The sequence below is a fragment of the Nocardia sp. NBC_01730 genome, assembly GCF_035920445.1.
In the GTDB taxonomy this organism is placed as follows: Bacteria; Actinomycetota; Actinomycetes; order Mycobacteriales; family Mycobacteriaceae; genus Nocardia.
In genome coordinates this window covers 8,124,131-8,149,570 of sequence record NZ_CP109162.1, presented here as the reverse complement: position 1 = coordinate 8,149,570, position 25,440 = coordinate 8,124,131, and the positions used below count along the sequence as shown (strand labels likewise).

Sequence of the window (25,440 nt, the reverse complement as noted above, 5' to 3'; positions counted from 1 at the left end):
GACGTACCCGGGGAGTTACCCATGTGCTGTTCCGCCTCTCCGAGGATTCAGACCGTGCCAGTCGGGTGGCACCGGATTCGCGCCAGTCGCGTGAGAGCATGAGCACCCATATCTAGCACGCCGTCACGAGCTGCCTCGCTCCCGCCATCGTAGGCGCGGGCCTCAGCCAGCCGTTGGCGTAGTGTTCTGCACAAATGCGCACGCTGTTGATCGACAATTACGACTCGTTCACCTATAACCTGTATCAGCTGATCAGCGAGGTGAACGGCGTCGAGCCGACGGTCGTGCGCAACGACGAGGTGCGGACCGTCGCCGAGCTGGAACTCGCCCGCTTCGACAACGTGGTCGTTTCGCCGGGGCCAGGACGGCCGGACGTCGCGCGGGACATCGGGATCTCCGCGGCCGTGATTCGCGAGACCGAGTTGCCGTTGCTCGGGGTGTGCCTCGGACATCAGGGCATTGTGGTCGCGGCGGGTGGCGTCGTTGCCGCGGCGCCCGCGGCAAGACACGGATTCCTCGACCGAATCGAGCACGACGACCGCGACCTGTTCACCGGAATCCCGCAGGGCTTCACCGCCGTGCGGTATCACTCGCTCTGTGCGCTGCGGCCGCTGCCGCGGGACCTGGAGGTCACCGCGGTGGCCGCGGACGATGTCGTCATGGGGGTACGGCATCGCCGGAGGCCGCAGTGGGGTGTGCAGTTCCATCCCGAGTCGATCGCCGGCGAGTTCGGCGCGGCGATATTGCGCAATTTCGCGAATCTCACCGCGGCGCACCGAGTTCGGTCGAATGCCGGGCGCGCCGCCGTACCGCGACACCCGGAGGTGGCGGAAGGCGAGATCGCTCCGGACGCGAGCACCGCGGGCCCACCCTTCCCCACTCCGATGTCTGCACTAGCGCCCGAGCAGTTCCCCGCCGCGGCAGTCCGATTCGAGCGCTTACGGGGCGAATCGTCCTTCGCGCGAGCGGTTTCGGCTCGCACCGAGCACTCGGCACCACTTTCCCGGACGTTCCGGCTCCAGCAGGAGGTGATCGAGCGGGCGATCGATACCGAGAGCGCGTTCGTGCGGCTGTACGGCAACTCCCCCACGGCATTCTGGCTGGACAGCGAGCACGTGGAACCCGGTTTGGACCGGTTCTCGTTCCTGGGTGACGCGAGTGGTCCCCATGCGGAGGTGCTGCGCTACCGGGTGGGCGACGGCGAGGTGACCGTGGAGTCGTCCGACGGCCATCGACGCACCGTCGCAGGCGGCATTCTCGACTACCTGGCCGCCGAACTGCGGGCGCGGCAGCTCGAACTTCCCGATCTGCCTTTCGATTTCGTGGGCGGGTATGTCGGCTATCTCGGCTACGAGGTCAAGGCCGACTGCGGCGGAGACGCGGTCCATCGCGCACCGACACCGGACGCGCAGTGGATTTTCGCCGACCGGATAGTGGTGGTCGATCACATGGGTGGGCGGACACATCTGCTCTCGCTCACCGACGCGACACCGGATACGGTCCGGGCGGGCGCCGACTGGCTGCGCGATACCCGAGAGACCCTCGAAACCCTTCCGACCTGGACGAATCCGCCGATGCTCGAGGTGCCATCGGACCGCGAGGCCGTCGCTCCGCTGCTCACGCGCGGCCGCGAGCGCTACCTCGCCGACATCGCGGTCTGCCAGGAGCGACTGCATGCAGGCGAGTCCTACGAGATCTGCCTGACCGACAGCGCGACGATCCCCGCCCGCGAAGACGACGGACTCGACTTCTACCGCACACTGCGGCGCTGCAACCCCGCGCCGTATGCCGCCTACCTACGCTTCGACGACCTCGACATCGCCTGCTCCTCGCCGGAGCGCTTCCTCAAGGTCGACCGCCGCCGCGCCGTGGAGAGCAAGCCGATCAAGGGCACCGCGCCACGCGGCGCCACCCCCGCCGAGGACGAGCGTCTGCGCCGCGAACTGGCCGACAGCTCGAAGACCAGGTCGGAGAACCTGATGATCGTCGATTTGCTGCGCAACGATCTCGGCCGGGTCTGTGAGATCGGCAGCGTGTACGTGCCGAAGCTGATGGCCACCGAGCAGTACACGACCATGCATCAGCTGGTGTCCACCGTGCGCGGCAGGCTGCGGCCCGAGGTCGACGTGGTCGACTGCCTGCGCGCGTGTTTCCCAGGCGGCTCGATGACCGGCGCGCCGAAACTGCGCACCCTGGAGATCATCGACGCGCTGGAAACCGAAGCGCGGGGGGTCTATTCGGGCACCATCGGCTTTCTCGGGCTCGGCGGCACCGCGGACCTGAACATCGTGATCCGCACCGCCGTGCGCTACGACGGCCACTGGCGGATCGGTGCGGGCGGCGCCATCGTGCTCGATTCCGATCCCGAGGACGAATACCACGAGGTCCTGCTCAAGGCGGCCGCCGCCTTACGCGCGGCCACAGTCCACGCGCCTCGCTGAGTTCGAGCGGGCCCCCGTACCGCGCCACAGGGTCCGGCCACCTGTCCCGCGAACTCCAACCTCCGCCTACCGCGGTGGCCTGACCCGTGAATTCCCTGCCGCGATACGGCGGCTATCGCGTGGGGGATGCCGCAGGGCCGACGATCACAGCGGTTCGCCCGCCCACCGGCTGGCGAACTTCGTGTGGCCGCCCATCTCACCTACGCCGCTTGGTCGACTTCGGCGGCGGCTCGACCGGCTTCTCCGGTGTGCTCAGGCCGGTCAGCTTGCCGAGCAAAGCTACGCCGGGCACCTTCGACAATCGGCTGAGCACGTCCTCGCCGAGCGCGATCATCGCCTCCAGCCTGGGCAGCAACCTGTCGTAGGCCGCGAAGGCCGGATCGGCCAGCGCCAGCGTCCGATCCAGGCGATCGATCGTGGAATTCAGCCGCTCGACGGCGATCGACAGGCTCTCGACCAGGTCGGGCAGCTGCGCGGCCAGCTGGGCCGATGCCGGAGGCAGCCGCACCGCTGCGTCGAACGCCGAACTCGCGGTCAGCTGGGCGGCTTCCAGCGCCTGGCCTGCCGCCGTCTGTGCCGCTTCGACCGTGGCCTGCGCGGCGGCCAGGATGTCGGAGGGACCGGGCACCCGCCCACCCGGCAGCTTCGGGGTCGAGGGCCTGCGACCCGGGCGTTTCGGGTTCGTCATGAGAACACTGTGCCGTACCGCACGGTACGAACGCGGTATTGCGGGAACGCGCGCGTTGTCCGCGCCCCGCCGAGGGATGGCACCTCGCGCGTTCGGCGTGTCGGAGGGTCGTGGCATAGTTCGAGCACGATGAAACTCAGCAAAGGCGCCAACGCGCCGGTACCGACATCCCTTCTAGCCGTGGTTGTTTCATGGCGGTCGGAGCATGCGGTGGACGCGCACGCCTTGCTCCTGGAGGGGTCCGGCACGGTCCGCTCGGACCGGGATCTGGTGTTCTACAACGCACCACGCCATGTCTCCCAGGCGGTGACACTGGACCAAGAGCCCGCGCCGCGGACGGCGCGGCTGAGCGTCTCACTGCCGCGCACCGAAGCGGACGTGGATCGGATCGTCGTCGCCGGCTCGGTCGAGAACGGAACCTTCGGCGACATCACCGGTTTGACCCTCACCGTGCACGCCGTCGACGGGGCGGTGGCGACCTTCGAGATCGAGGACGCGGACGCGGTGCGCGCGCTCATGTTCGGCGAGTTCTACCGCAGAGATGGGCGGTGGCGGTTCCGCGCCGTCGGCCAAGGCTGGGCCAGCGGCCTGGCGGGACTGGTCACCGAATTCGGCGTCCAGGTCGACGATCCGGCGGACCCGGCCCGCACGACGCACCCCACCGACCCATTCCGTCTGCACCGATCCGCCCGGACGTCGCCGTCGCAGGAAGTGCGCTCGGCGCGGTCGGCCACCGGCGCACAACCGGACCCGGCTCCCCCGGGCCTGCGCGATCGGCACGACCTCGCTCCGGTCCGGCACTTTCCACACGGGTCCTTCGCCTCCGATCCGCCCCGTAGGAGTGCTCAGTCGGCGCGAGAGGACGGAGCGACCGGGCTCACCTCCGATGACGTTGTGGTGCAACGGTTTTCTTCGAGTGACGACGACGCCGACGGCCGCACCGGACAAGAAGCGGCGCACAACCGGTCGGACGCAAGCGCCTCCGTCCGACCGCGCACTGACCTGCTCGACCGCGCCGAGACCGCCGCCACGCTCGGGTCGTACCGCCCGGTCGACCTGACTCGGCACACATCGGAAACCGCACCCGCCGCGCCACCACCGCCCCCGAATCCCGATCTGGCCGACTGGCATTCGGACCCCGAGGCACCGGAACGCCTGCGCTGGTGGGACGGCACGGAGTGGACGAGCGCCACCTGCCAGCACCACCCGCCGAGCAATCGACACTGCGCGCGCTGCGGACATCCGCTCCGCCGCAAGCTGCTCGGCGGTCTCGCGCCCTGCCAGAGGTGCGAGCTGGAGATCGAGGAGTACCTCACCCATTGGCACACCCAGGCGTGGCGGGTGCTCACCACACACGGTCCGCGCGGACCCGTATGGGCGGCACTCTGGGCATCGTTGCGCTACCAGCGGATAGACGCGGACGCGGGCCGCCGCGCCTTGCGCGCCGTGGCGCTCAGCTACGTGGAGCGGCTGGTCACCTTCACCTTCGCCGACGGTGAGGTCCAGCACGCCGAACTGGAGCTGTTCGAGCAGGCGGTCACCGAGTTGGCGCTCGGCGGCCCGCTGATCGAGGACCTGCGCAGGCGGATGCACCGCGGACGCACCCTTTCCCGGCTGCGTGCGGGCGATCTACCGGTGGTCCGCACGCCGGGCCTGCACCTGGACCCCGAGGAGAAGGTGCACGTGGATCTGCCCGCGACACACGTGCGTCAGCTCGCCCGTGGCCCGAAGCTCACCGAGGGCAGGCTGATCGGCAGCAACAAGAAGCTGCGGTTCGTCGGTGCCGGCGCAGGCACCGAAATGCCGTGGTCCCGCATCATTTCCGTGCACGCGGAGCAGGAGACGGTGGTGATCGCGGCCACCTCGTCCCGTGGCGGTGGGACATTCGCCGTCGCCGATCCCGACTACGTCGCCGCCGCACTGGAAGGCGCGTTGCGTGTGGCCAAACGCCTGGTGCTCACGCCCGGGCAGCGCGACACCCGCAGCATCCCGCAGGAGGTCAAGGCCGAGGTGTGGCAGCGTGATGGCGGCAAGTGTGTCGAATGCGGCGACGGACATTACCTGGAGTTCGACCATGTCATCCCGCTCAGCCGCGGCGGAGCGACCAGCGCGACCAATCTCCAGATCCTGTGCCGCTCCTGCAACCGCGCCAAGGGCGCGCGCATCTGAGCTCAGCCCGCGATCAAGCCCGCCGTCCGTCCCAGGTCGGCAAGCATGGCGTCGAACAGGATCTCCGGATTGGCCAGCGGGATCGGATAGTTTCCGAAGACCTCCAGCGTGACGTGCCCGTAGAGTCTGGCCCAGATCTGGATCATCAGGTAGGTCACCCCGAGATCGAGCTTCTCGGCCGGGAACTTCTGGCCTGATTCGGACAGGGCCGCGAGCAGTTCGGTCTGGAAATGCAAGAGATCCTCCCGCAGTCCTGGCGGGATGACATCGGTGGGCGGGGTGACGATGTCATAGGTGGCCAGCAGCCTCCCCGCCGCACCTAGGAAGATGCGGCCGAACGGCTCATCGAACCGGCGCAGCGCCCGGTCGGCACCGGGCGAGGCGAACACCAGGGTGAACTCCCTGGTGTGTGCCAGCGCCCAGCGCCGGAAACCACGGCAGATGGCGAAGAACTGCACCGCTCCGTCGTCGGGCAGCGTGGCGATCTCGGTGGTCAGCTCCCCGGCCAGATCGGCGCAGAAGTCCAGGCGCAGCCTGTCCAGCAGATCGTCCAGCGACTTGTAGTACCGGTACAGCGCGGGAGCGGTGACACCGAGCTCACGCGCGATCGCGCGCAAGGTGACGGCGGCGGGCCCCTGCCCGACCAGCAACGTGCTGGCGACCCGCCGGATATCGGCGTCGCTCACCACCGGCGAGCGGCCCCGTGGTTTGGATTGATGCACCAGTCGATTCAAGCGTATTCGACTTCCCAGCGCTTGATCCCGTTCAGCCAGCCCGAGCGCAGCCGCACCGGATCGGAGACCTGCCGCAGGTTCGGCATCACGTCGGCGATGGCGTTGAACATCAGGTCGATCTGCAGCCGGGCCAGGTTGGCGCCGACGCAGTAGTGCGTGCCGGTGCCGCCGAACCCGACATGCGGGTTCGGGTTTCGCAGCACGTCGAAGGTGAACGGATTCTCGAACGCGTCTTCATCGAAATTGGCCGAGCTGTAGAACAATCCGATCCGCTGGCCCTTCTTGATCTCTTGGCCGCCGAGCACGGTGTCCTGGGTCGCGGTGCGCTGAAACGCCGTCACCGGGGTGGCCCAGCGAACGATCTCGTCAGGTGTGGTGCGCGGACGCTGCTGCTTGTAGGTCTCCCACTGCTCCGGGTTGTCCACGAACGCCTTCATGCCATGCGTGATCGAGTTGCGGGTGGTCTCGTTGCCCGCCACCGACAGCAGGATGACGAAGAACGCGAACTCGTCCGAGCCGAGTTGCTCACCGTCGATGTCGGCGTTGACCAGCTGGGTGACAATGTCGTCGGCCGGGCACGTGCGCCGCTGCTCGGCCATGCTCCACGCGTAGCCCATCACCTCGGCGGTGGCGGCATGGTGGTCGCCCTCGAATTCCGGATCGTCATAGGAGATCATCTGATTGGACCAGTCGAAAATCTTCATCCGGTCTTCCTGCGGGATGCCGATCAGCTCGGCGATGGCCTGCAGCGGCAGCTCGCAGGCCACCTGTTCGACGAAGTCGCCACCACCGGACTTCTTGGCCTCGTGCACGATCCTGGCGGCGCGTTCGGTGAGCGCGGCGCGCAGGTTCTCCACCGCGCGCGGGGTGAAGCCCTTGGAGATGACGCGGCGGATCTTGGTGTGCTTGGGCGGATCGAGGTTCAGCAGCAGCATGTCGCCGAGCATGTCGATCTGCTCGCGGGTGGTTTCCTCGTTGAACCGGATGATCGCGGTGTTCTCCTGCGAGGAGAACACCTCCGGGTTCTTCGAGATCTCCTTGATGTGGTCGAGCTTGGAGACGACCCAGTACCCGCCGTCGTCGAAGCCGCTGGCGCGGCCGGACTGGGCACACCACCACACCGGGGCGGTGCGGCGCAGCTCGGCGAACTCCTGGATGGGCAGGCGGCTGGCGAGCAGGTCGGGGTCGGTGAAGTCGAATCCGGTGGGGATCGAGGGCGTGGTCACGGCTAACTCCTACCGGTCTGAGCGTGGCGCAGACCTCACGACATTGTGTGGAACATGGTCCAAGAGGAGATGCAACCACAGAACAGGCCCTCGTGAACAGTGTTTAGTAAAACCTGTTTACTTTCTATGGCGAGGACGCGCAGGTCTACCTGGAGACGTTCGAGGAGGCGGGACTACTGGGCAACGAGGACTTCCGCACAACCGTCTACGAGGATGTTTCGTTCGGATCGCGAGTGGCCCAGCAGAACTCGCATGCGACGAGCGACGACGAACTGCACCCGACCCGCGAGGTCCCGCGCTGGACCTGGGCGGGCGAAGACCTGCTCAGGGCAGCGGTAGAAGCCGCGGGGGTAGCCAACGTCCGTGCAACGCTTCCTCTTTCGGCGCGAACATGGCAAGGCTCACCGAGAACTGACCCGCTTCCGGGATAGGCAGCCAGTTGCCCCTGAGGATGCTCGGTCCGGGATCGTTGTGCTGGAGCGTGAGGTCCAGGGAGCCATCCGCATTGAACACGACCGGAGCGTGATGGCCGATCGCGTAGATCTCGGCCGGGTTGGGCACCAGGTAGCTATCGGCGCCATAGGCGGTCAGTGACCAGAAGGCGTTGACCGGCGGCAGCTGGCCGGGTGCGAAGTGCAGCCCGAAGCGGCCCGTGCTACCGGCGGCGTCCGCCGTGGCGAACAGCGTCGGAAAAATGGAGTCCTCGGGCAGAGTGGCGCCGAGACCTATCCAGGCGATGACGGCGCGCAGCAGGTAGTTGGTGCCATACCTGCCGATGTCAGGGTCGAAGACCCAACCGTTCTCGTTGACCGTCCGCGCACCCAGAGACACCGGGATCTGCTCCTTGGCGGTGTCGGCCGCGGCAGTGAGTTCGCTGTCGGAGATGCCCTTGACCTTGCCACCCGGCCGGATGCCGATGGTCGCGAAGCGTCGCATCGCGGGCGCGTCGTCGGGCGCGGGCGGATTGATCGACATCACCGCGCACATCCGGTGGAAAAAGTCGCGCGCGCCCATCTTCGCGACCTGCTCGGCCAACGGCTGCGCCTCCGTCCACCTACTGGGCGGCCCGGCGGGCGCGGACGGGCCGGTTCCTGCGAACCACGCGCTCAGCGGCATCAGCTGCAACTCCTGCTGCAGCTCGTGGACGACGCGGATGTCGTTGTTGCCGCCGACCTGTATCCGACAGGTCAGCCATACCGTCGGCGTCGGCATCGGCATCGGGGTGAGACCGTCCGGCAGTACGCCCGACCAACCGGGACCGGTCACCACGTAGGTGTACGGCGGCGTGGCCGACTTGGCTTGCGGCCGAAGGCTGCTCGGGTTGTGCACGTTGTTCGTCCAGGCATCGAGCAGTTGCACCAGCCAATACCGCCCTCCGCCCATCTCGGGGACCCGCAGCACTATCGGCTCGCCCGTCAGATCGAGCCAGGCGGTCGAATGCAGGGTGTCCAGGTCCGGCCGCACCACGTCTCGTTGCGCGGGGGTGGGCAACGCCGAAGCATGCTGGAACCGGTTGGCGGGTGCAGTCGCTCCGTCCGCTGCGCGGGTGAAGTCCATCAGCACCAGCGGATAGCCGAAAATATAGGCGTCTTTGGCGATCGTCGCGGCCTCGCCGGTCCCGGTGCGGGCGGTCGAGCCGTCCTCGTCCGATCCGCCGCACGCCGCCACGCCGATCGCGGCCACCGACGTCACCGCCATGCCGAGCACGGCGCGCCGCGATACCACGGGCCTGTTCTCGGTCCTGTCGTCCATGGTCCTGCTCCGCCTCCGATTCTATCGGGTACCGCGCGAGATCCGCACCGGAGTATAGCTACCCTCCGCCGCGAAAATCGCTGGTCAGCGCCTTGAGGCGCAATAGACCCGAGCAGCACGGTGATCAGTGCGTCGACCAGGTCGGTGACCGGCGGGCGCGCTCAGTGCTCCACCGGTGCGCTGGAGCACTGAGCGCGCCGAGGAATAGGGCGTCGCCATCAGGCACCCGCCCGGCGGAAGGTGGCGCACGCCCGACCGCGCGGCAAGTTTTCGCGAAACCGGCCCTGGCGTGCGTGCGGCCGGGTCGCCGCCACCGCGTCGCCGACGCCGACAATCTCTTCCCATCCCAGTTCGGCCGCGGATCGATGGCCACGGCGTCGAGGCAGAACTGCCCGCGCGACAGCCGCGCCACCGCGCAGAGATCGATGACCGAACTCTGCGCGTAGGCGTCCGCGAACTGCGCACGAGGCGAGACCTGTCGCTGCGATCCGGCAGCCACTACGTTGCGCTCGGTGCCGCTCCCCTTGCCGCTGATTACAGCCCGGACCTGCACCCGAGGATCGAGGAGCGGTCCTCGGTCAGATCTCCAGGATAGTGTTCATGATCGTGCCCGCGCTGGTGGCGACAACACCACCGATCATGGCTCCCGCGATCATCTTCGGCGACTGCAATGCGCCACCGGTCCACTTCTCCCAGGCGAATCTGCCGCCCGCGTAGACGATGCTGACGATGCCTGACAGCAGCGCGAACCAGGTCAGATACCGGACGAACTGCAACAGCTTGTCCGACAGAGGAGGCGCCTCCGGCGTCGGATTGCCGATCTGCGCCAGTGTTGTGATCGATTCGCCGACCGACGCCAGAATGATGCTCACCGTCTACTCCCTACGCTTCAGTACAACCTTGCCGTCGCCGAGCTGCCACACGAAAGCTGTTCGACTACCGAAGAATTCGATCGTGAATGAGAATACGGGTCCGGCCGCGCCACCGTGTGCGCGTTCCGCCGAGCAGGCACGGTACCGGCCGCGAAACCCGGTGCGGGGATCAAAAATCGAACCACGCCCAAGTGGTCACAGCAACCGCCGACGAGTCCGGCGGCGCACCATAGCCACGTGCTCGATCGCCGTGCCCCACTCGTCTTCCAGAGCTACGACCACCTGGCAAGGCCGTAGGATGCACGAACTCCCCTGCGCCACATCGACCCGCCTGCATCACGACGGACAAACGGATACGATCGTCAGAGCGAATCACTGCCCCTGTCCCGAATCCAGAATGAGCGAACGACAATGATCCTGGCCGCCGCTTACGACACCCTGGCGCAGATCGGCAACCCCACCCCCGAGGCTCCGCCGATTTCTGACAAGTTCCTTCAACTCGTCCGCTACCTGACGTGGTTCGTGCTCCTGTCGGGCGTCTGCGGCATCATCTACGCGGGCGGCCGCTTCGCCTGGGAGAAGTGGACCGGCGGCGGACTCGAGTCGCCGAAGATGGTGGCGGGCGCCATGATCGGCGGCGTCATCGCCACCAGCGCGGGCACCATCATGAACGCCGTCATCGGCTGACCCGGACCGGCACGGCGCTAAGCAGAACTCCCCGATAGCTTCTCGCTATAATTTCTGGTGGTGTCGAGTGGGACATGGCGTCGCGACTTTCAAGATTCTCCGCGAATGCCCCACGCACGCCAGATTTCCTGACGTACGAGCCGAACGGTTTCAGCGCAGGATACCCGCGACCCGCGCGGCACGCAGCCAGTCCGGGAACTCGCCGAGCAACCGTGCGTACAGCACGGTGTCGTCGATCTGATCGATGTCGTCGAGAGCGAAGAAGCCCGCGTTGTCCACCACCCGGTCGGTCATCTCATCCAGCGAGCGTAGCAAGCCGTAGTTGGCCCGGCCGAGGCCGATGAACTGCCAGAACGCGGGCAGCCGTGAAGCTTCCCGCATCAACGCGGCGATCTCGCGCCTATTGGCGAAACCGCCGTCGGTGAAGAACAGCACGAGGGTGGGGCGGTCGCCGGAACGCAGGGAGTCGATGATGTCACGCATGATCGGCAGTTCGTCATTGCGGCCGCCGATCCGGTTGTAGTCGATACCCGCGTGGGTTCCACTGAGGTGCAGGAAGGTCTGGGCCCATTCGTCGCCGTGTTCCACCTCGATATCAGGCAGCTTTGCGAAGAAGCGGGCGTAGAGGTACGCCTCCAGGGTGCCGTCGTCATCGAGCTGAGTGGCGACCGGAATCATCCGCTGCACGACGCGATGCACCACCTGGTCGCGGTACTGCCGGTTCATGCTGCCGGTCTTGTCGATGACCAGCACGACGCGGGCGCGAATTCCGAAGGCGTCCTTATCGATCAGGACTTTCGCCACTTCCCGCTTGCGCAGATCCAGCTTCGCCCGCTTCTCCAAAGAGAGCTTCGCTTCACCCGGCACGGTGAAAACCTCAACCGGGCGAGCGGACCGGGACGGCGCTTTCGATTGCGGCGGCGTCGAAGGGGCTCGGTCTGCGGGCTCGTCGTCCACCGTCACACCGTGATCGGTGACGAGCGCGGCGAATCCACCTGCGTAGCCTTGACCGACTGCCCGCACCTTCCATTGCGCGTTCCGCCGATACAACTCCAGCGCGATCACCACCGATTCACTGTCGAGCCCCTCGATTCGATACTCGTACAACACCACCCCCGCTGTGTCGGCTACCGTCGCCACCGCCGCCGCGAACCGGCCGAAGGTCGCCGTCGGATCGTCGAGCGTGAGCACCGCGCGCAACTGTGCGATGCCCTCAGGCAGTTCGGCGAGCGAAACCTCCAGCGTGGCAGGCGTTCCCGGCTGTAGCGACACTCCCGGCGCACTCGGCTGGTTGAAGAACACGAAGTCCGCGTCCGATCGCACCCGCCCGGCTTCGGTCACCAGCAGCGCCGACAGGTCTACCGCGGCCTCGGTCCGCACCGAAACCAACACCCGATCGGCCCCCAGCGTCCCGTTCTGCCCCTTCACCAATGCAGCGCCCACCGAGACTCCCAGCCGAATCAGATCGAAATCGCTACCACGACCAGCCTCAGCCTAGGACAGCACCGGACCCGGCCCACCGACTTCCAGTTCGCCGGATCGAAAGAAGACCTGCGATACGAACCACATCCGGTGCGCCTTGCGCGCGATCACGCACCCCCTGGACCGACCCCGGAGGACCGCCGAACCTACTCCGCACCCGACCCGACCGACAGTTTGTCGCGCCGCCAGATACCGGCAGATAGATACGTTGTCGTAGCTACGATTGCATAGCTACGACATAGTTGCTAAATTGCTCTCGTGAGCACGCCACGCACGCCGAGGGGCCGGCGCACCAAAGCCGAACTACTCGATGCCTGCCGATCCGCCGTCATCGCCGAAGTCTGCGAATTCGGGCTCGGCCGACTCGGAATGGAAGGTGTCGCACGACGGGCCGACACCGCGAAGACCTCGCTGTACCGGCATTGGGACACCGCCGAGGACCTACTGCTCGACGCGCTGCGGCATGCACACCCGGTCGAACTGCCGTCGCCGGAGGGCGGTCAGCTCCGTGCGGATCTGCTGCGCGCACTGGCGCAGTTGACCGGCTGGCTCGCCAGCCCGGCGGGGGCGGCGACCGCGGCGGTCCTGGCCGAACGGGCACGCCGCCCGGAGCTGGTAGAAGCCATGTACCGCACCGTGTTCGACTCGCGCGGTGGCCGGTTCACCCGCACGGTGCTCGAGCACTACGCGTCGCTGGGCGAACTCGACGCCCGGCTACTGACCCCCGTCGTGACCGACATCGGCGAGGCGCTCGTCATCAAGTACCAGATCGACAACGGGCAGTTGCCCGACGAACGGGCCAGGGCGGCGATCGTCGACCAGGCGATCCTGCCCGCGCTCGGCTTTCGCCGTTTCAGTGAGGAGTAACCCGATATGACACAGCCACTTCCCTGCCCGGTCCAGGTGGACTGGACGACGACCACCAGCACGTCCCGCACCACACTGACCACACATCTGTGGACGGCGCCGCCGCTGCGCCGCGATTCCCCCATCCACGACAAGGCATTCGACGCGCTGCGCACCCTCGACGCCGATCTCGTCCGCTTTCTGCCGTGGTTCTCCCATCCGCGCCTCGCGGTCGCGGAGCTGATGCCGCCAACGGAATCCGAAACATCCTGGAACTTCGACCTTCTCGACCCGATGGTCGAGGACTTCGTCGCCGCTGCCGACGGACGGCCTATCGTCGCGAACTTCGCGACGATCCCGGCGTGGATGTTCCGCACGGCGGAACCGGTTGCCGTGTCCGCGGATCCGAACGAGATCCATTGGGGTTACGAAGAGGGCACCGAACTCCGCGACCCGACACTGAACGAAATCGCCGACTACTTCTACCGGGTCGCCAGCTGGTACATCGCAGGCGGTTTCACCGACGAACTGGGACGCTGGCACGAATCGGGCCATCGGTACCGCTTCGCGTACTGGGAGGTGCTCTGCGAACCCGATCTCAACCATCGGATCTCCCCGGAGCTCTACACCCGGCTGTACGACGCGGTTGTCGAACGTCTGCGCCCCCTCGATCCGGAGATGAAGTTCATCGGATTGTCCCTGAGCCACGTGCATCACGACCCCGAGTACTTCTGGCACTTCCTCGACGCCGCGAACCATCGGGCGGGCATCCCGATCGACGCGTTCTCGTACCACTTCTACGCCTCGCCGGAGATCGTGAATCCCTTTGCCGCGGAGGGCAACGCGCCGTACTCATCCTGGCGCGACATCTTCTTCGCCCAGGCCGACGGCTTCGTCGAGCAGGTGCGCTACATCGAGTCCGTCCGCCGCCGCCTCGCGCCGGACACCCGCACGTTCATCAACGAACTCGGCACCTTTCCCGCCGATGTGATGAACCCGGAACCCGATATCCCCGAGGAGTACTGGGCGCTCAGCGCCGCTGTGCAGTCATATCTGTGGGCCCGGCTCGTAGACGTCGGGATCGACCTCGTCGGCATCGCCGAGTTCATGGACTATCCGGGCATGATTCCCGGTACCACGTTGCTCGACTGGGAGACCGGAACTCCCAACCTGCGCTACCGAGCGCTGGCGCTGCTGCTCGAGCACTTCGGCCCGGGAGACCAGTTGGTCACCACCGCGACCGGGGTACCGGTGATGCCCGACAGCCGGGTGTACGCGCAAGGGTTCCGCACCGCGTCGGGATCGCGAAAAATTCTGCTGGTCAACAAAACCGGCAGTCCCATCACGGTCGCGATCTCCGGTGACACCCCGGCGATCGGTCATCTGGCGCAGATCGGCGCGGCCGGCACCGACGCTCCGAGCACGGCAACCCTGTCCGAACCGAGCTTCGTGTTGGACGGCTTCGCCACTGCGGTCGTCACGTACTGACCGGCCCCACTCCCCACAGGCCGGTAGTTGCACGACCGGCCCCGGTTCGCCGCGGCCCGCGGTCGACAGCTCGGTTCGACCGGCTGGACCGCGGCCCGGCGCATCGCCGTGTGCGGAACGAGTCCGCGGCTCCGGTGCTGTTGCGCGCATGCGGCCGAAGACGACCGTGCGAAAGGTGAGATGGATTTCCAGCACAGATCTGCGGGTTCGAACATGGCGCTGCCGGTAGCCGGCGCCGACGTTCGCCGCCACAGCCGGTTCACGGCGGGGGTCGGTGCGCCCACTCGCCTCCCCCGGTTCACGCTCCGACGAACTCACGATCGCCGTACCGCACTGTGACGAAATCCCAAGTTCCGCCGACCCTTTCGACGAACCGCCGGGTCGGCTCCAGATCGGCGATGTCCGCAACCAGGATGAGCGTATTCTGCTCGGTGACCGAACCGCCGACCAATCGCTCGCGCGCCACCGGATCGGCGACCAGCGCGTCGTGGAACCGCCGCAGGTCGATGTCGGCGACCTCGACGATGAACGCATCGATTCCTGGCGCACCGGCCGCGCGGTGCTCGAACGTCAACACCGACTCCTGACCGAACCGCGCCCGCACCTGCTGCGCGATCCGTCCGAGGTCGGCACCGTCGACGCAGGCCAGATGAAATTCGCGCGAGCGCTCGTAGGTCGCGTGGTGCCGCTCCTGCGACCAGAAAACCCCACTCACCAGCGTCGACCCCACTGGAAGCGCGACATTGCGCACGGCGATCGCGTCGACCGCAAGTTCGAACCCCTCCAGTCGATTCCGCAGCCGATGATCCGCCGGATCGGTGATCGTCTCGGTGTTGTCGGTGGCGAACAGCTCGGCGGTGGGACGCAACGGATCGCCCGCCGCACACGCCCCAGGCGCGGCCTGCGCCGCCCCCACGGCCCCGACCGAGGACCCCACGAACACCACCGCGAAAACAGCCGCGACCCGTGCTGCGATCATCCGTTCCTCCCGGCTGGACGACTTCCCGACAAAACACTGCACCTTATCTCCAGGCTGAGCCCTGCTCGACACCGTGACCTCGTGCCAGACTTGGCCCGTGAGCGAACCGAACAAGGACCAGGTACCGGATGACCGCGCGACGCGGGATCGGGGCGACGTCATCGGCGCGGGCATCCTGTGGCTCGCCAAATGGGCGCTGTGTGTTGTCGCGATCGCGGCGGGTGCGTGGGTGCTCGGCTTCCTGGTCGCCAAGCTGTGGGTGGTGATCCTGCCGGTGGCTCTGGCGATCGTGGTCTCGACCGTGCTGTGGCCGCCGACGCGCTGGCTCACCACACACGGCCTGCGGCCCGCCGCGGCAGCCTCGATCGCGGTACTCGGGTTCATCGGCCTGCTGGCCGGGGTCATCGCGCTGATCGTGCCCTCGGTGGTGGACCAGGCACCCGAACTCGCGGACAAGTCGACCGAGGGTGTCAACAAGGTGCGCGACTGGCTGCAGGGTCCGCCGCTGAGAATCCGCGACGAACAACTGGATTCGGCGGTCGACGCGATCGTGTCCCGGCTGCGGTCGAGCTCCGAGCAGATCGCGACCGGCGTGTTCAGCGGCGTGAGCACCGCGACATCGATGCTCGTCGCCCTGTTCCTCGTGCTCATGCTCACGTTCTTCTTCGTCAAGGACGGGCCGCGCTTCCTGCCGTGGCTGCACCTCGTGTCCGGCAGTCGCAATGGCAAGCACCTGGCGGAGGTGCTGAACCGGATCTGGGTGGTGCTCGGCGGGTTCATCCGCACCCAGGCGCTGGTCAGCCTCATCGATGCGGTACTGATCGGGGCGGGTCTGGTGATCCTCGGAGTGCCGCTCGCACTGGTGCTCGCGGTGATCACCTTCCTCGGCGGATTCGTCCCGATCGTCGGCGCGTTCGTCGCGGGCGCGCTCGCGGTGCTCGTCGCGCTCGTCGGCAATGGGTTCGTCACGGCGCTGATCGTGCTCGGCATCATCGTCGCCGTGCAGCAGCTGGAAGGCAATGTCCTGCAACCGGTATTGCAGAGCCGCAGCATGCGGCTGCACGCCGTCATCGTGCTGCTGGCCATCACCGCGGGTGGCTCGCTGTACGGCATCATCGGCGCCTTCCTCGCGGTGCCGGTCGCCGCCATCGTCGCGGTCGTCCTGCGCTATGTCGGCGAGCAGATCGACGCGGCAATCGCTGCCGTACCGGAGCCGGAAACCGAACCTACTCCCGAATAGCCGCAAGACAATTGGGGGAGGTCGGCGCACCACTGTTGGACTCAGCCCGAGTGTAACTATCGCCATCGCGCGGTGTCGTTCCTAGCGTCAGTGCGTATGACGACCGACCTGCGCACGCCGCTCAACGACATCGCCGACGCCACGGCACGGGCCGTCGCGGACGACCCGGCGAACGCGCTGGTGGTGTTCCGCGCTTCCGGCACACCAGAGGGAACGGTGGGCAGCGCGGTCACTCTCGGCAAGCACACCGTTCGAGTGGACGAGCCGCCCGCGCTCGGTGGCGCGGACACCGCGCCCAACCCCGTCAAGGTCTACCTGGCCTCGCTCATCGCCGGCCAGGTGGTGACCTACCGGTTCTGGACCCAGCGGCTCGGCATCACGATCGACGATCTGGCGGTGACGGCCGAGGGCGATCTCGACGTGCGCGGGCTCTTCGGTCTGGACGACGCCACCCGCCCGGGGTTCCAGGCGGTGCGCGTGACTGTGCGGGTCAGCGGACCCGAGACCGAACAGCGCTACGCCGAGCTCCAGCAGGCCGTCGACGTGCACTGCCCGGTCCTGGATCTCACCACCGGAGCCACTCCGGTGGACACCACTTTGATCACCGCCTAGCCGCACCCCCAGCACGACCCGATCGCCCACACGAAGGAGGACCATTCGATGACCGAACCCAACCTGTCCGACAACTGGAGCTTCGAGACCAAGCAGATCCACGTCGGACAGATACCCGACGGCGCGACCAACGCCCGCGCGCTGCCGATCTACCAGACCACCTCGTACACCTTTCGCGACACCCGGATCATGAACCGTTGCGTGAGTTTCAGCGCTTGTCGGCGCTGAGGTTCTTCCTGCGTCGTCGACTGCTGCCCGGCCCGGAAGGGCCGTGGTCTTACGCGGTCTCGGCGAGGCGTTTCACCTCTTCGGGGAACTTCCCGGCGAGGACCACATGGTCGGGTTCGGTGTCGGCGAGCATCGCGGCCAGCAGGTTCCCGGCTGCGTTGTCGTCACGGTCATGCACCACACCGCAGCCGCGACACTTCCAGGTCCGGTCATTCAGGGTCAAGCCGTGTTCGACTCGCCGGCAGGCACCGCAGGTCTTCGACGAGGCGAACCAGCGGTCGGCCTTCCACACCCTGGACCCGTACCAGCCGACCTTGTACTCCAGTAGACGCACGAACTCAGCGAACCCGGCATCGGAAACCGCGCGCGCCAGTCTCCGGTTGGCGGCCATACCTTTGACATTCAATGTCTCCACCGCGATGGCCGTCTTGGTTCTCGCCAACCTCGTGGTGGTCTTGTGCAGAAAATCCTTCCGCTGGTCGGCGACCCGCAGATGCCGCCGCGCCACCCGCACCCGGGCCTTGTTCCACTTGTTCGACTTCGGTCGGCAGCGTGCGAGTTTCCGGTTCGCGCGGTAGTTGGCGAACCCGGCCGCCCGAACCCGGCAGGCCTCCTTGGGCACCCGCGACGACAACATATTCTCGGTGAACCACGGAAACCGGGACCGATGCGCTGCGCGCCATTCCTTTTCCAGCGCCGGCGCGGTCCACGGTACCTCGGTCAACTGATCACCGGTGAAACCGTAGGACTCCTCGGCCTTGCGCTGCGCCCACTTCTTGGCCACCGTCTCCAGGCAGAAGTTCTCCACCACCCGTGACAACCCGGCATGCCGACCCATTATCACGGCGTGCTCCGGATCGGGAGCGAGCTCGAAACGCACCCCCTGTTTGTGACTCACTCACGCCCCTCTGCGATCCCCCAGGTCCGCACCGAATCGAACATACAGACGATAGCCGAGAAACACAGAGGAACAAGCGAACAGTTTCGAACCCCACCGATGACGCGGTGGAACAGCGCATCGCCGCACTCGAAGGTGGTGTCCGCCGCACTGCTGCTGGCCTCCGGCCAGTCCGCGGAGACCTTCGCGATCCTCAACATCGCCGGAGCGGGCGACCACATCGTCGCCAGTCCACGGCTCTACGGCGGCACCTACAACCTGTTCCACTACTCGCTGCCCAAACTCGGTATCGAGGTGAGCTTCGTCGAGGACCCGGACGACCTCGACCAGTGGCGCGCGGCGATCCACCCGAACTTGCCTCGCAGACCGTTGGCCGGTTGAACGTTTCCATTACGGCAGCGAATCCGACATCGGCAACGCCGTCCACTGCGACGCCTCGGTCGCATACGGTACCAAATGTGTCGTCTCCGATGCTCGATTGTGATTGGCACGCGCCCTACCTTGTGCGGACGATCGCATCGTCCGGTGTCGCCGTCGAGCCGCCGACTAGTTGGGGGCTTCCGACGCGGACAGCGGGGCGAACACCCGTTTCGATCTGGTTTTTCGAGCTCAGACCCGAAGAGTAGGCGGAAGAAACATTGTCGTATCTGGCAATTGCCACCTGAAATAGGTACGTCCGACCGCGAAATGCGGCGATACCGCGATCTGGTGCGGTTTCGGGTATACGAATCGTCACGCGAACCGATGCCTCGACCGACCGAAAAGACCGACCGGAAAAGAATTCATTGCGATCTTCGCATCCAGAAGACACCGCAGATCCGAACTAGAAAGGTAGGTAGGAACCCCGGTTCGAAATGAGGTAAGCATGGGCACAAAGCCGCCCGGAACATCTGTTCATCCCTTCTACCGTCGCGCCGCCTCCCTCATCGTCGCGGGGGCGATCCCGCTCTCGGTGACCGTGGCCGGAGCCGCGGCCGCCGCGGCCGATCCACTAGCACCCGACATCACCATCCAGATCCCCTTCGGACGGGTACCCGCCATCGCCACGGTCCCAGCCGCCGATCCCGCCGATCCCGGCTCCGTACCAGGTGACGCCGAGATACCTCCCATACCTCCGGCACCTCCGATACCTCCGGTAACTCCGGAATCTCCGGTACCTCCGGAACGCCCTGCGTCGACCGGCCGCAACGACATGAGCGCCACTCGGCCGATGCCGGACCCCAACAAGCTCGCGCCCATCGATCCCCAGCGCCTGCATTTCCCCAACCCCCTCGCCCCCGCTCCGCCGGTCGCACTGATCGAAGCCCCCGCGGGCACGCTGCGGGTCGGCAGCCTCATAATCGGCAGGCCGGACTGGTTGACTCCCGAACAGGGCAAACAGTTCAACGACGCGATCGCGGGCTCGGAAGCCGGCATGGCGCAGAGCCTGGATTCGGCGGGCTTCGAGCCATCACGCTCTGACCGGATCGCCGCCGGCGTACTCGGCGCCACCACGATCGGCGCGTCGGTAGGCAGCATCGTGGCTGCTCCGGTCGCCTCGATCGGAGCGGGTATCGGCGCGGTCGCCGGCGCCATCGCCGGCATACCGATGTTCCCGACCGGAACGGTGGCCACCACCATTTTCGGCGCCGCCGTCGGCTACGCGTTCGTCGCTTCCCCTGCCATCGCCATCGGCGCGGCTATCGGTGCGGCGGTCGGCGTCGCCGAAGGCCTTCTCACGCCACCCACGATTCCGGCCTCATAACCCGGCTTTCCGGCAAGTTTCACCAGCGCACGATTCGACCAGGAAGACCCGGTTTCGGCCGGGTCTTCCTGGTTGCGGTGACAACACCGCACGTTTGGCCCCGTTGTGACGGGTTATGGCCCAGTAAGACCGGCCGGATATGGCAAGCCGGTCTCCGCACCGAGGAGGTTGTGACATGGGCACAGTCGACAAGGCGAAGAACAAGGCCCAGAATCTCGCGGGCAAGGCCAAGGAAAAGGTCGGCGAGACGACAGACGACCGGGAAAAGCAGAACGAGGGCCGCGCCGATCAGGCGAAATCCGACATCAAGGACGCGGGCGAGAAGGTGAAGGACGCCTTCCACCGCTGATCGAGCACGGCTGGCAGACCGAGCGGATGGCCGCACGCCGCGGTCATCCGCTTCAGTTACGCAAAACGGCTTTCGGCGCGGCAAACCACTCACGAATAGTGTTGCGGAACTTTGTCACCCTACGCGCTTCGCAGGGGGCCACCACTCCGTCGGCGTCGATGCCCGCGGCCCGACACAGTGCCACCGCGCGCGGGAGATGCCGCCGCTGGGTGACAATGATCGCGCGATCGATGCCGAACAGTTGTTTCGCTCGCAGGCATGTCGCCCACGTCGACAGTCCTGCGCCATCAGCGCGGATGAGCGCCGGGTCGACGCCGCGTTGCACGAGATAGGTTGTCATCGAGGCGATTTCATCGCCCGAGGCGCCGGCCGCCGCTCCGGACACCAGGATCTCCCCGGCCCGGCCCGCGCGCACCAGCTCGATCGCGGCGTCCAGCCGCCCACGCAGATACGCCATCGGCGAACCATCCGGGGCGATCTTCGCTCCGGGCACGATCACCACGGGAGCGCTCGGCGCCTCCGGGGCGGCGAATCGGTGCCCGGACGACAGCCGCCACAACCGCAGGTTCGACCCGATGACCAGAAGGGCCGGTACCACAGCGCCGCCGACGAGCACCCACCGTGGGTGCGCTCCCCCACCGGCCATGCACCCCTCCCCGTGTCTCGTCATCGGTTCGCTGCGCTCGCGGAAAGCATCGCGCCGCATCGACAATACGCAGCGCACGACAGCGCCGGATTCCTGCTGGTTCCGCGTGCCCATCTGGGCTGGTCGACGTGTGCACCGACCGCGACCCCGGCTGGTCACGGACCGACCGCGGTCAGCTGTCCTCCTCGACGCGCCACAGGTCGCTCGGCCACCAGACGCTCCGCCCGATCAGGCTGAACAGCGCGGGGATGACCACGGTGCGGACGACGAACGTGTCGAGCAGGATGCCGAGGCCGACCACGATGCCGATCTGGGTGAGCGTGATCAGCGGCAGTACGCCGAGCACACAGAAGACCGCGGCCAGCACGATCCCTGCGCTGGTGATCACCGCGCCGGTCGCCGACACCGCGCGGACCATGCCCTGGGTGGTGCCGTGCGACAAGGTCTCCTCGCGGGCCCTGGTGACCAGAAAGATCGTGTAGTCGACCCCGAGTGCGACCAGGAACAGGAACACGAACAGCGGAACGCTGATGTCCAGCGCGGAAAATCCGAACACGTACTCGCTGATCCAGCTGCCGAGACCGAGCGCGGCCAGCGCACTCAGCACGGTGACCGCGACCAGCAGCAGTGCGCCTGGCACCGCACGCAGCAGCGCGAGTAGCACCACGAGCACTACGACGAGGACCAGCGGAATGATCACCATCCGGTCCCGACCGGCGGCGGATTGGATGTCCAGCGCCTGCGCGTCGGTGCCGCCGACAAGCGCGTCGGCCCCCGGCACCTCATCGACCGAGGCACGCAGCGCTTCGATCGTGTCGAGCGCCCGCGCGGAGGCCGGTGGCGCATCGATCACGACCGCCCACCGGGTCAGCCCGGTCGGCGAGGTACCTGTCCGCCATATCTGTACCACGCCCTCGGTTCGATGGAAGGCTTCCTCGACACCCGCGGCCGAGCCACTCCGGGCGAGCACGATGGCCGGATCGGACGCGCCGGGCGGGAAATGCTGCGCGAGCGTGTCGAAACCCGCCACGGACTCGGCGCGGACGCGGAACTGTTCGATCTGCGGAAGTCCGATCTGCACGGTCAGCAAACCTGCCGCACACACGGCGAGCACCGCCATCGCACACCCAGCGACCACCGCGGGCCTGCGCACCACCCCGGCCGCGACCGTGTGCCAGATCCCCTCGTTCATGGTGTCCCGGTCGTCCGCACGTGGCACGAACGGCCAGAACACCTTCCGCCCGCACAGCGCGAGCGCAGCGGGCAGCGCCAGCAGGACGAACACGACGGCCACGAGCAGGCCCGCCGAGGCCATGGTCCCGAGGCTTCGCGTGCTGGGCAGTGCGGCGAGCAACAGCACGAGCAGCGCCGCGACCACCGTCACGTTGCTCGCCAGAATCGCGGGTCCGGCCCGGCGCACCGCCTGCCGCAACGCCGCCCGGTGATCCGATTCCCGGTGCAGCTCATCGCGATAGCGCGACACGAGCAGCAGCGCGTAGTTGGTTCCCGCGCCGAAGACCAGCACGCTCGTGATACCGGCGGTCGAGCCGTCGAAGGTCAGTCCGGTGAGGTCGGCCAGGCCGGTTCCGACGCCGGTGGCCACCCGGTCGGCCGCGCCGACCACGGCCAGCGGCACCACCCACAGAACTGGAGAACGATAGGTCGCGATCAGCAGCACCGCGACCACGGCCGCGGTCGCCGCCAGCAGGAGGACGTTGGCGCCGGAGAACGAATCCGCGATATCGGCACCGAACGCGGGACCGCCGGTGACCTGCAGGATCAGCCCGTCGGGCAGCCCGTCCGCCGACGCAGCCCGGATGTCATCGACGCGGTCGGTCAGGGCGAATCCGGTCAGCTCGGCAGACACCGGCACCTGACCGATCGCCGCTTTCCGATCCGGCGAGGTGATGATGGGCCCCGCGGACGGCTGCCCGGCGGCGCGGGCCGTCGCCGCGGCCGCGGCGGCGCGGTCGTCATCGGTCAGGTCGCCGCCGTCGGCGCGGGTGACGACCACGATCGCGGCGTACGAGCCCGCGTCCGGAAACTCGGTCAGCGCCTGCTCGACCCGCGCGGACTGCGCCGACGTCGGCAGCGACATGGGCGCCTGCCCGGCTGCTTCGTTCTCCCCCACGGCGCCGATCAGCCCCAGCGACGCGGCGACGATCACCAGCAACAGTACCCAGGACTTGCGAGCGGTCACCAGCGACGCGTACCGATCCCAAGCATTCACCTGGCAACCCTCTCAGCTTCCGAAATATCAAGCAATCGAGACACTCGCCTGCTGACTCCCGTGTGCGAGAGGACACGATGTCGCCGAAGGACCAGCCACGCCGGAGCCGAACACGACCGATCCGAGGCCGATGTATCGCTACGACCTGCTGGTACAGCTGTACCAGATGTCCACGACGCGCCGGCGGGGCCGCGCGGCGACGAGGCTCGAGCTCCCCGGCCGAGACAGCCTGGGTGTCAGTCTCGTAAAGCCTGCTCGCGCAACGACTTCAACGTCTTGGACAGAATGCGCGACACCTGCATCTGCGAACAACCGATCCGCTGGGCGATCTGCTCCTGGGACATGGAATCGAAGAAGCGCATCACGAGCACCTGCTTCTCACGTTCCGGCAACGCGGCGAGCAGCGGTTTCACCGCCAAATAGTTCTCGACGGTGCCGAAGTCGGGGTCCTCGGCGCCGAGGGTGTCCAGCAGGGAGAAGCCGCCCGACTCCGCCTCGTCGGTGTCGGACGCGGCGTCGATCGACGAGGTTTGATAGGCGTTGCGGGCGATGAGCGCCTGGGTCACCTCGTTCAGATCGGCGTCCAGTTCGTCGGCGATCTCCCGCGCCCGAGGCATGCGGCCGAGCCGCTGCGACAGAATCTCCACCGTGGGACCGATCGTGGACTGGATTTCCTTGAGCCGACGCGGGACTCGCACCGACCATGCGTAGTCGCGGAAATGCCGCCGGACCTCGCCCATGATCGTCGGCACCGCGAACGACAGAAATGTGGAGCCGTGCTGAGGATCGAACCGGTCGACCGCGGCGAGCATGCCCACCCTCGCGATCTGCAGCAGATCCTCGAAGCTCTCCCCGCGACCACTGAACTTCCGTGCGATGTGCTCGGCCAGCGGCAGACACCGGCCGATCAGTTCCGCGCGCACGGTCTCCCGGCGCGGATCGTCCGCGGCCAGCGCGGCCAGCTCCGCGAACAGCGGTTCGATGTTGTCGTAGCTGTCTCCCCTACCCGGCTTCCGCCTGGAAGCACCCGGATTCGGCTCGCTACTCATTCGAGCCGCCGCGGACCCAGCGGAAGTCGACGACAGTCGGGTAGCCGCCTACAGCGGCGTCGTAGACATCCTGCGACGTGGCTACCGAGTCGGTCAGCGTCGCCACGATATGCCAGCCGAAGCTGGTCTCATCCGGACTGGAGTCCGACACCGCGACCGAGGCGACTCGCACCTGCACCGCTTCGTCGTCGAAAGAGAACGCACAGTCGATCACCGACCCCTCTACCGCGTCCAACACCAGCGCACTGGCGACCTCGTCCAGGGCAAGTCGGATATCGGTCACCTCGTCGATGCCGAAATCGGCCATGAGCGTGACGGTTTCGGCCAAGGCACGCAACATCGCCAACTGCTCCGACTCCGCGGGCACCTGCACGCTGATCGTCCCGGTCCTCGTCGTAGCGGGAGGAGTCCCCTCACTCTTGCTCATGCACCGCTCCCAGAAGTCGCACCGTCAGTCGGAGCGACCAGCCTACGCCCTCTCGCGCGCCGGTCCGAAGGGACATGGCACGATGCGAGCATGTCGCACGGCGGGCCGGGCGGCAGGATCTCAGCCGACGCCGCCGACAGCAACCGGCGGCAGACAACGGCGACCGTCCCCGACCTGTTCGACCAAGTCTCCGTAGGCGATCTCCAGTTCGGCCAGCCGGGTCCACTCCGCATGCATCTGGTCGCCGCCTGGATCCTCGTGCATCAGCAGATGGAACGCCCGGTCCGCCACGGCCGCGATCCGATCGATCACCTCGCCCAGGCTCGCGTCGTGCAGGCGTGCGCCCACCGCTGGGCACGGCAGGTGCAGCGTCGCCCACGTATTGATCCGATCGACCAATTCGGCGCGGCGGCTGTCGATGTCGACACCGGGCCGCCGCTGATGGCGGCTGCGCCCGTGCAACTCGGTCAGTTCACGGGCCCACCGGCTCACCGGTCCGTCCACATGCTGGCCGCCCAGCGCGCACAGCAGGGTGCTCGGGCTCGGCAACGCCGAACCGGTCGCCTTTCCCTCTTGCGCACGCTGGACGAGCATCGGCCTACCTCCTCGGCACAACCACGCCGATTCCGCGGCCGGTCGTCAGGGCCTTCATC

23 protein-coding genes and 2 pseudogenes are annotated in these 25,440 nt (G+C 67.1%); 11 read left to right on the top strand and 14 right to left on the bottom strand.

Annotated features, from left to right (window positions below; genetic code table 11):
* Positions 1-194 precede the first annotated feature (194 nt).
* Complete coding sequence (gene pabB, locus OHB12_RS33540) at positions 195-2,441, top strand: aminodeoxychorismate synthase component I (RefSeq protein ID WP_327114136.1); 2,247 nt, start codon at positions 195-197, stop codon at positions 2,439-2,441.
* A 196-nt stretch (positions 2,442-2,637) separates the two neighbouring features.
* Here pabB and OHB12_RS33535 read toward each other — a convergent pair whose 3' ends face one another.
* Positions 2,638-3,129 (bottom strand): hypothetical protein, encoded by a 492-nt coding sequence (locus OHB12_RS33535; RefSeq protein ID WP_327114134.1) that lies wholly within the window; start codon positions 3,127-3,129, stop codon positions 2,638-2,640.
* Positions 3,130-3,258: 129 nt separating this feature from the next.
* Here OHB12_RS33535 and OHB12_RS33530 point away from each other — a divergent pair, with 129 nt between their 5' ends.
* Positions 3,259-5,298 (top strand): TerD family protein, encoded by a 2,040-nt coding sequence (locus tag OHB12_RS33530; RefSeq protein ID WP_327114133.1) that lies wholly within the window; start codon positions 3,259-3,261, stop codon positions 5,296-5,298.
* Positions 5,299-5,300: 2 nt separating this feature from the next.
* Here the strand turns inward: OHB12_RS33530 and OHB12_RS33525 are convergent, their stop codons facing one another.
* From OHB12_RS33525 to OHB12_RS33505, 5 genes are all read right to left on the bottom strand, one after another.
* The gene (locus OHB12_RS33525) at positions 5,301-6,020 is read right to left on the bottom strand and encodes a TetR/AcrR family transcriptional regulator (protein ID WP_327114132.1); all 720 of its coding nucleotides are present in this window, start codon (positions 6,018-6,020) and stop codon (positions 5,301-5,303) included.
* A gap of 8 nt (positions 6,021-6,028) precedes the next feature.
* The gene (locus OHB12_RS33520; RefSeq protein ID WP_327114130.1) at positions 6,029-7,258 is read right to left on the bottom strand and encodes a cytochrome P450; all 1,230 of its coding nucleotides are present in this window, start codon (positions 7,256-7,258) and stop codon (positions 6,029-6,031) included.
* 324 nt (positions 7,259-7,582) lie between these two features.
* A complete protein-coding gene (locus OHB12_RS33515; RefSeq protein WP_327114128.1) occupies positions 7,583-9,010 on the bottom strand; it encodes a DUF1254 domain-containing protein in 1,428 nt (475 codons plus the stop codon).
* 124 nt (positions 9,011-9,134) lie between these two features.
* A complete protein-coding gene (locus tag OHB12_RS33510; protein WP_327114126.1) occupies positions 9,135-9,563 on the bottom strand; it encodes a hypothetical protein in 429 nt (142 codons plus the stop codon).
* A 25-nt stretch (positions 9,564-9,588) separates the two neighbouring features.
* Positions 9,589-9,882: a hypothetical protein gene (locus OHB12_RS33505; RefSeq protein ID WP_327114124.1), complete on the bottom strand. Its 294-nt coding sequence runs from the start codon at positions 9,880-9,882 to the stop codon at positions 9,589-9,591.
* Between the two features lie 411 nt (positions 9,883-10,293).
* On the opposite strand from OHB12_RS33505, the gene OHB12_RS33500 reads away from it, so the two are divergent.
* Complete coding sequence (locus tag OHB12_RS33500; RefSeq protein ID WP_195033234.1) at positions 10,294-10,569, top strand: hypothetical protein; 276 nt, start codon at positions 10,294-10,296, stop codon at positions 10,567-10,569.
* A gap of 150 nt (positions 10,570-10,719) precedes the next feature.
* On the opposite strand, the gene OHB12_RS33495 is transcribed toward OHB12_RS33500, so the two are convergent.
* Positions 10,720-12,012, bottom strand: a complete 1,293-nt coding sequence (locus OHB12_RS33495; RefSeq protein ID WP_327114121.1) for a vWA domain-containing protein — start codon at positions 12,010-12,012, stop codon at positions 10,720-10,722.
* Between the two features lie 297 nt (positions 12,013-12,309).
* On the opposite strand from OHB12_RS33495, the gene OHB12_RS33490 reads away from it, so the two are divergent.
* Together OHB12_RS33490 and OHB12_RS33485 are read left to right on the top strand one after the other, a co-directional pair.
* Complete coding sequence (locus tag OHB12_RS33490; RefSeq protein WP_327114119.1) at positions 12,310-12,918, top strand: TetR/AcrR family transcriptional regulator; 609 nt, start codon at positions 12,310-12,312, stop codon at positions 12,916-12,918.
* Between the two features lie 6 nt (positions 12,919-12,924).
* Positions 12,925-14,385 (top strand): hypothetical protein, encoded by a 1,461-nt coding sequence (locus tag OHB12_RS33485; protein ID WP_327114117.1) that lies wholly within the window; start codon positions 12,925-12,927, stop codon positions 14,383-14,385.
* A 298-nt stretch (positions 14,386-14,683) separates the two neighbouring features.
* Here the strand turns inward: OHB12_RS33485 and OHB12_RS33480 are convergent, their stop codons facing one another.
* Complete coding sequence (locus tag OHB12_RS33480) at positions 14,684-15,364, bottom strand: hypothetical protein (RefSeq protein WP_327114115.1); 681 nt, start codon at positions 15,362-15,364, stop codon at positions 14,684-14,686.
* Positions 15,365-15,461: 97 nt separating this feature from the next.
* Between OHB12_RS33480 and OHB12_RS33475 the strand changes: the two genes are divergently transcribed.
* The 3 genes and pseudogenes from OHB12_RS33475 to OHB12_RS33465 form a co-directional block, all read left to right on the top strand.
* Positions 15,462-16,604, top strand: coding sequence for an AI-2E family transporter (locus OHB12_RS33475; RefSeq protein WP_327114113.1), 1,143 nt, complete (start codon positions 15,462-15,464; stop codon positions 16,602-16,604).
* A gap of 96 nt (positions 16,605-16,700) precedes the next feature.
* Positions 16,701-17,216, top strand: coding sequence for an OsmC family protein (locus OHB12_RS33470; RefSeq protein ID WP_327114111.1), 516 nt, complete (start codon positions 16,701-16,703; stop codon positions 17,214-17,216).
* A gap of 48 nt (positions 17,217-17,264) precedes the next feature.
* A pseudogene (locus tag OHB12_RS33465) lies at positions 17,265-17,399 on the top strand (O-acetyl-L-homoserine sulfhydrolase); the annotation flags it as partial.
* Positions 17,400-17,493: 94 nt separating this feature from the next.
* Here OHB12_RS33465 and OHB12_RS33460 read toward each other — a convergent pair.
* A complete protein-coding gene (locus tag OHB12_RS33460; protein ID WP_327114109.1) occupies positions 17,494-18,342 on the bottom strand; it encodes an RNA-guided endonuclease TnpB family protein in 849 nt (282 codons plus the stop codon).
* Between the two features lie 83 nt (positions 18,343-18,425).
* On the opposite strand from OHB12_RS33460, the pseudogene OHB12_RS33455 reads away from it, so the two are divergent.
* The 3 genes and pseudogenes from OHB12_RS33455 to OHB12_RS33445 all read left to right on the top strand — a co-directional run.
* Positions 18,426-18,696: pseudogene (locus OHB12_RS33455) on the top strand (PLP-dependent transferase); the annotation flags it as partial.
* Positions 18,697-19,207: 511 nt separating this feature from the next.
* Entirely contained in the window at positions 19,208-20,086 is an 879-nt protein-coding gene (locus OHB12_RS33450; protein ID WP_327114107.1) for a hypothetical protein, read from the top strand.
* Positions 20,087-20,261: 175 nt separating this feature from the next.
* A complete protein-coding gene (locus OHB12_RS33445) occupies positions 20,262-20,435 on the top strand; it encodes a CsbD family protein (protein WP_327114105.1) in 174 nt (57 codons plus the stop codon).
* Positions 20,436-20,487: 52 nt separating this feature from the next.
* Here OHB12_RS33445 and OHB12_RS33440 read toward each other — a convergent pair whose 3' ends face one another.
* From OHB12_RS33440 to OHB12_RS33420, 5 genes are all read right to left on the bottom strand, one after another.
* The gene (locus OHB12_RS33440) at positions 20,488-21,081 is read right to left on the bottom strand and encodes a SanA/YdcF family protein (RefSeq protein WP_327114103.1); all 594 of its coding nucleotides are present in this window, start codon (positions 21,079-21,081) and stop codon (positions 20,488-20,490) included.
* A gap of 172 nt (positions 21,082-21,253) precedes the next feature.
* Positions 21,254-23,311: an MMPL family transporter gene (locus tag OHB12_RS33435; RefSeq protein WP_327114102.1), complete on the bottom strand. Its 2,058-nt coding sequence runs from the start codon at positions 23,309-23,311 to the stop codon at positions 21,254-21,256.
* 236 nt (positions 23,312-23,547) lie between these two features.
* Positions 23,548-24,360, bottom strand: a complete 813-nt coding sequence (locus tag OHB12_RS33430; RefSeq protein WP_327114101.1) for an RNA polymerase sigma factor SigF — start codon at positions 24,358-24,360, stop codon at positions 23,548-23,550.
* A complete protein-coding gene (locus OHB12_RS33425; protein ID WP_327114099.1) occupies positions 24,353-24,787 on the bottom strand; it encodes an ATP-binding protein in 435 nt (144 codons plus the stop codon). The genes OHB12_RS33430 and OHB12_RS33425 overlap by 8 nt, the downstream gene beginning before the upstream one ends.
* A gap of 120 nt (positions 24,788-24,907) precedes the next feature.
* Positions 24,908-25,381: a hypothetical protein gene (locus OHB12_RS33420; RefSeq protein WP_327114097.1), complete on the bottom strand. Its 474-nt coding sequence runs from the start codon at positions 25,379-25,381 to the stop codon at positions 24,908-24,910.
* Between the last annotated feature and the right edge of the window lie 59 nt (positions 25,382-25,440).

What these genes read in the sequence shown, in the direction of transcription:
- OHB12_RS33425 (WP_327114099.1), bottom strand. Translation starts at nt 24,787, where the DNA reads ATGAGCAAGAGTGAGGGGACTCCTCCCGCTACGACGAGGACCGGGACG.
- OHB12_RS33450 (WP_327114107.1), top strand. Translation starts at nt 19,208, where the DNA reads ATGGGCACAAAGCCGCCCGGAACATCTGTTCATCCCTTCTACCGTCGC.
- OHB12_RS33470 (WP_327114111.1), top strand. Translation starts at nt 16,701, where the DNA reads ATGACGACCGACCTGCGCACGCCGCTCAACGACATCGCCGACGCCACG.
- OHB12_RS33535 (WP_327114134.1), bottom strand. Translation starts at nt 3,129, where the DNA reads ATGACGAACCCGAAACGCCCGGGTCGCAGGCCCTCGACCCCGAAGCTG.
- OHB12_RS33500 (WP_195033234.1), top strand. Translation starts at nt 10,294, where the DNA reads ATGATCCTGGCCGCCGCTTACGACACCCTGGCGCAGATCGGCAACCCC.
- OHB12_RS33480 (WP_327114115.1), bottom strand. Translation starts at nt 15,364, where the DNA reads ATGATCGCAGCACGGGTCGCGGCTGTTTTCGCGGTGGTGTTCGTGGGG.
- OHB12_RS33445 (WP_327114105.1), top strand. Translation starts at nt 20,262, where the DNA reads ATGGGCACAGTCGACAAGGCGAAGAACAAGGCCCAGAATCTCGCGGGC.
- OHB12_RS33420 (WP_327114097.1), bottom strand. Translation starts at nt 25,381, where the DNA reads ATGCTCGTCCAGCGTGCGCAAGAGGGAAAGGCGACCGGTTCGGCGTTG.
- OHB12_RS33430 (WP_327114101.1), bottom strand. Translation starts at nt 24,360, where the DNA reads ATGAGTAGCGAGCCGAATCCGGGTGCTTCCAGGCGGAAGCCGGGTAGG.
- OHB12_RS33440 (WP_327114103.1), bottom strand. Translation starts at nt 21,081, where the DNA reads ATGGCCGGTGGGGGAGCGCACCCACGGTGGGTGCTCGTCGGCGGCGCT.
- pabB (WP_327114136.1), top strand. Translation starts at nt 195, where the DNA reads ATGCGCACGCTGTTGATCGACAATTACGACTCGTTCACCTATAACCTG.
- OHB12_RS33530 (WP_327114133.1), top strand. Translation starts at nt 3,259, where the DNA reads ATGAAACTCAGCAAAGGCGCCAACGCGCCGGTACCGACATCCCTTCTA.
- OHB12_RS33485 (WP_327114117.1), top strand. Translation starts at nt 12,925, where the DNA reads ATGACACAGCCACTTCCCTGCCCGGTCCAGGTGGACTGGACGACGACC.
- OHB12_RS33515 (WP_327114128.1), bottom strand. Translation starts at nt 9,010, where the DNA reads ATGGACGACAGGACCGAGAACAGGCCCGTGGTATCGCGGCGCGCCGTG.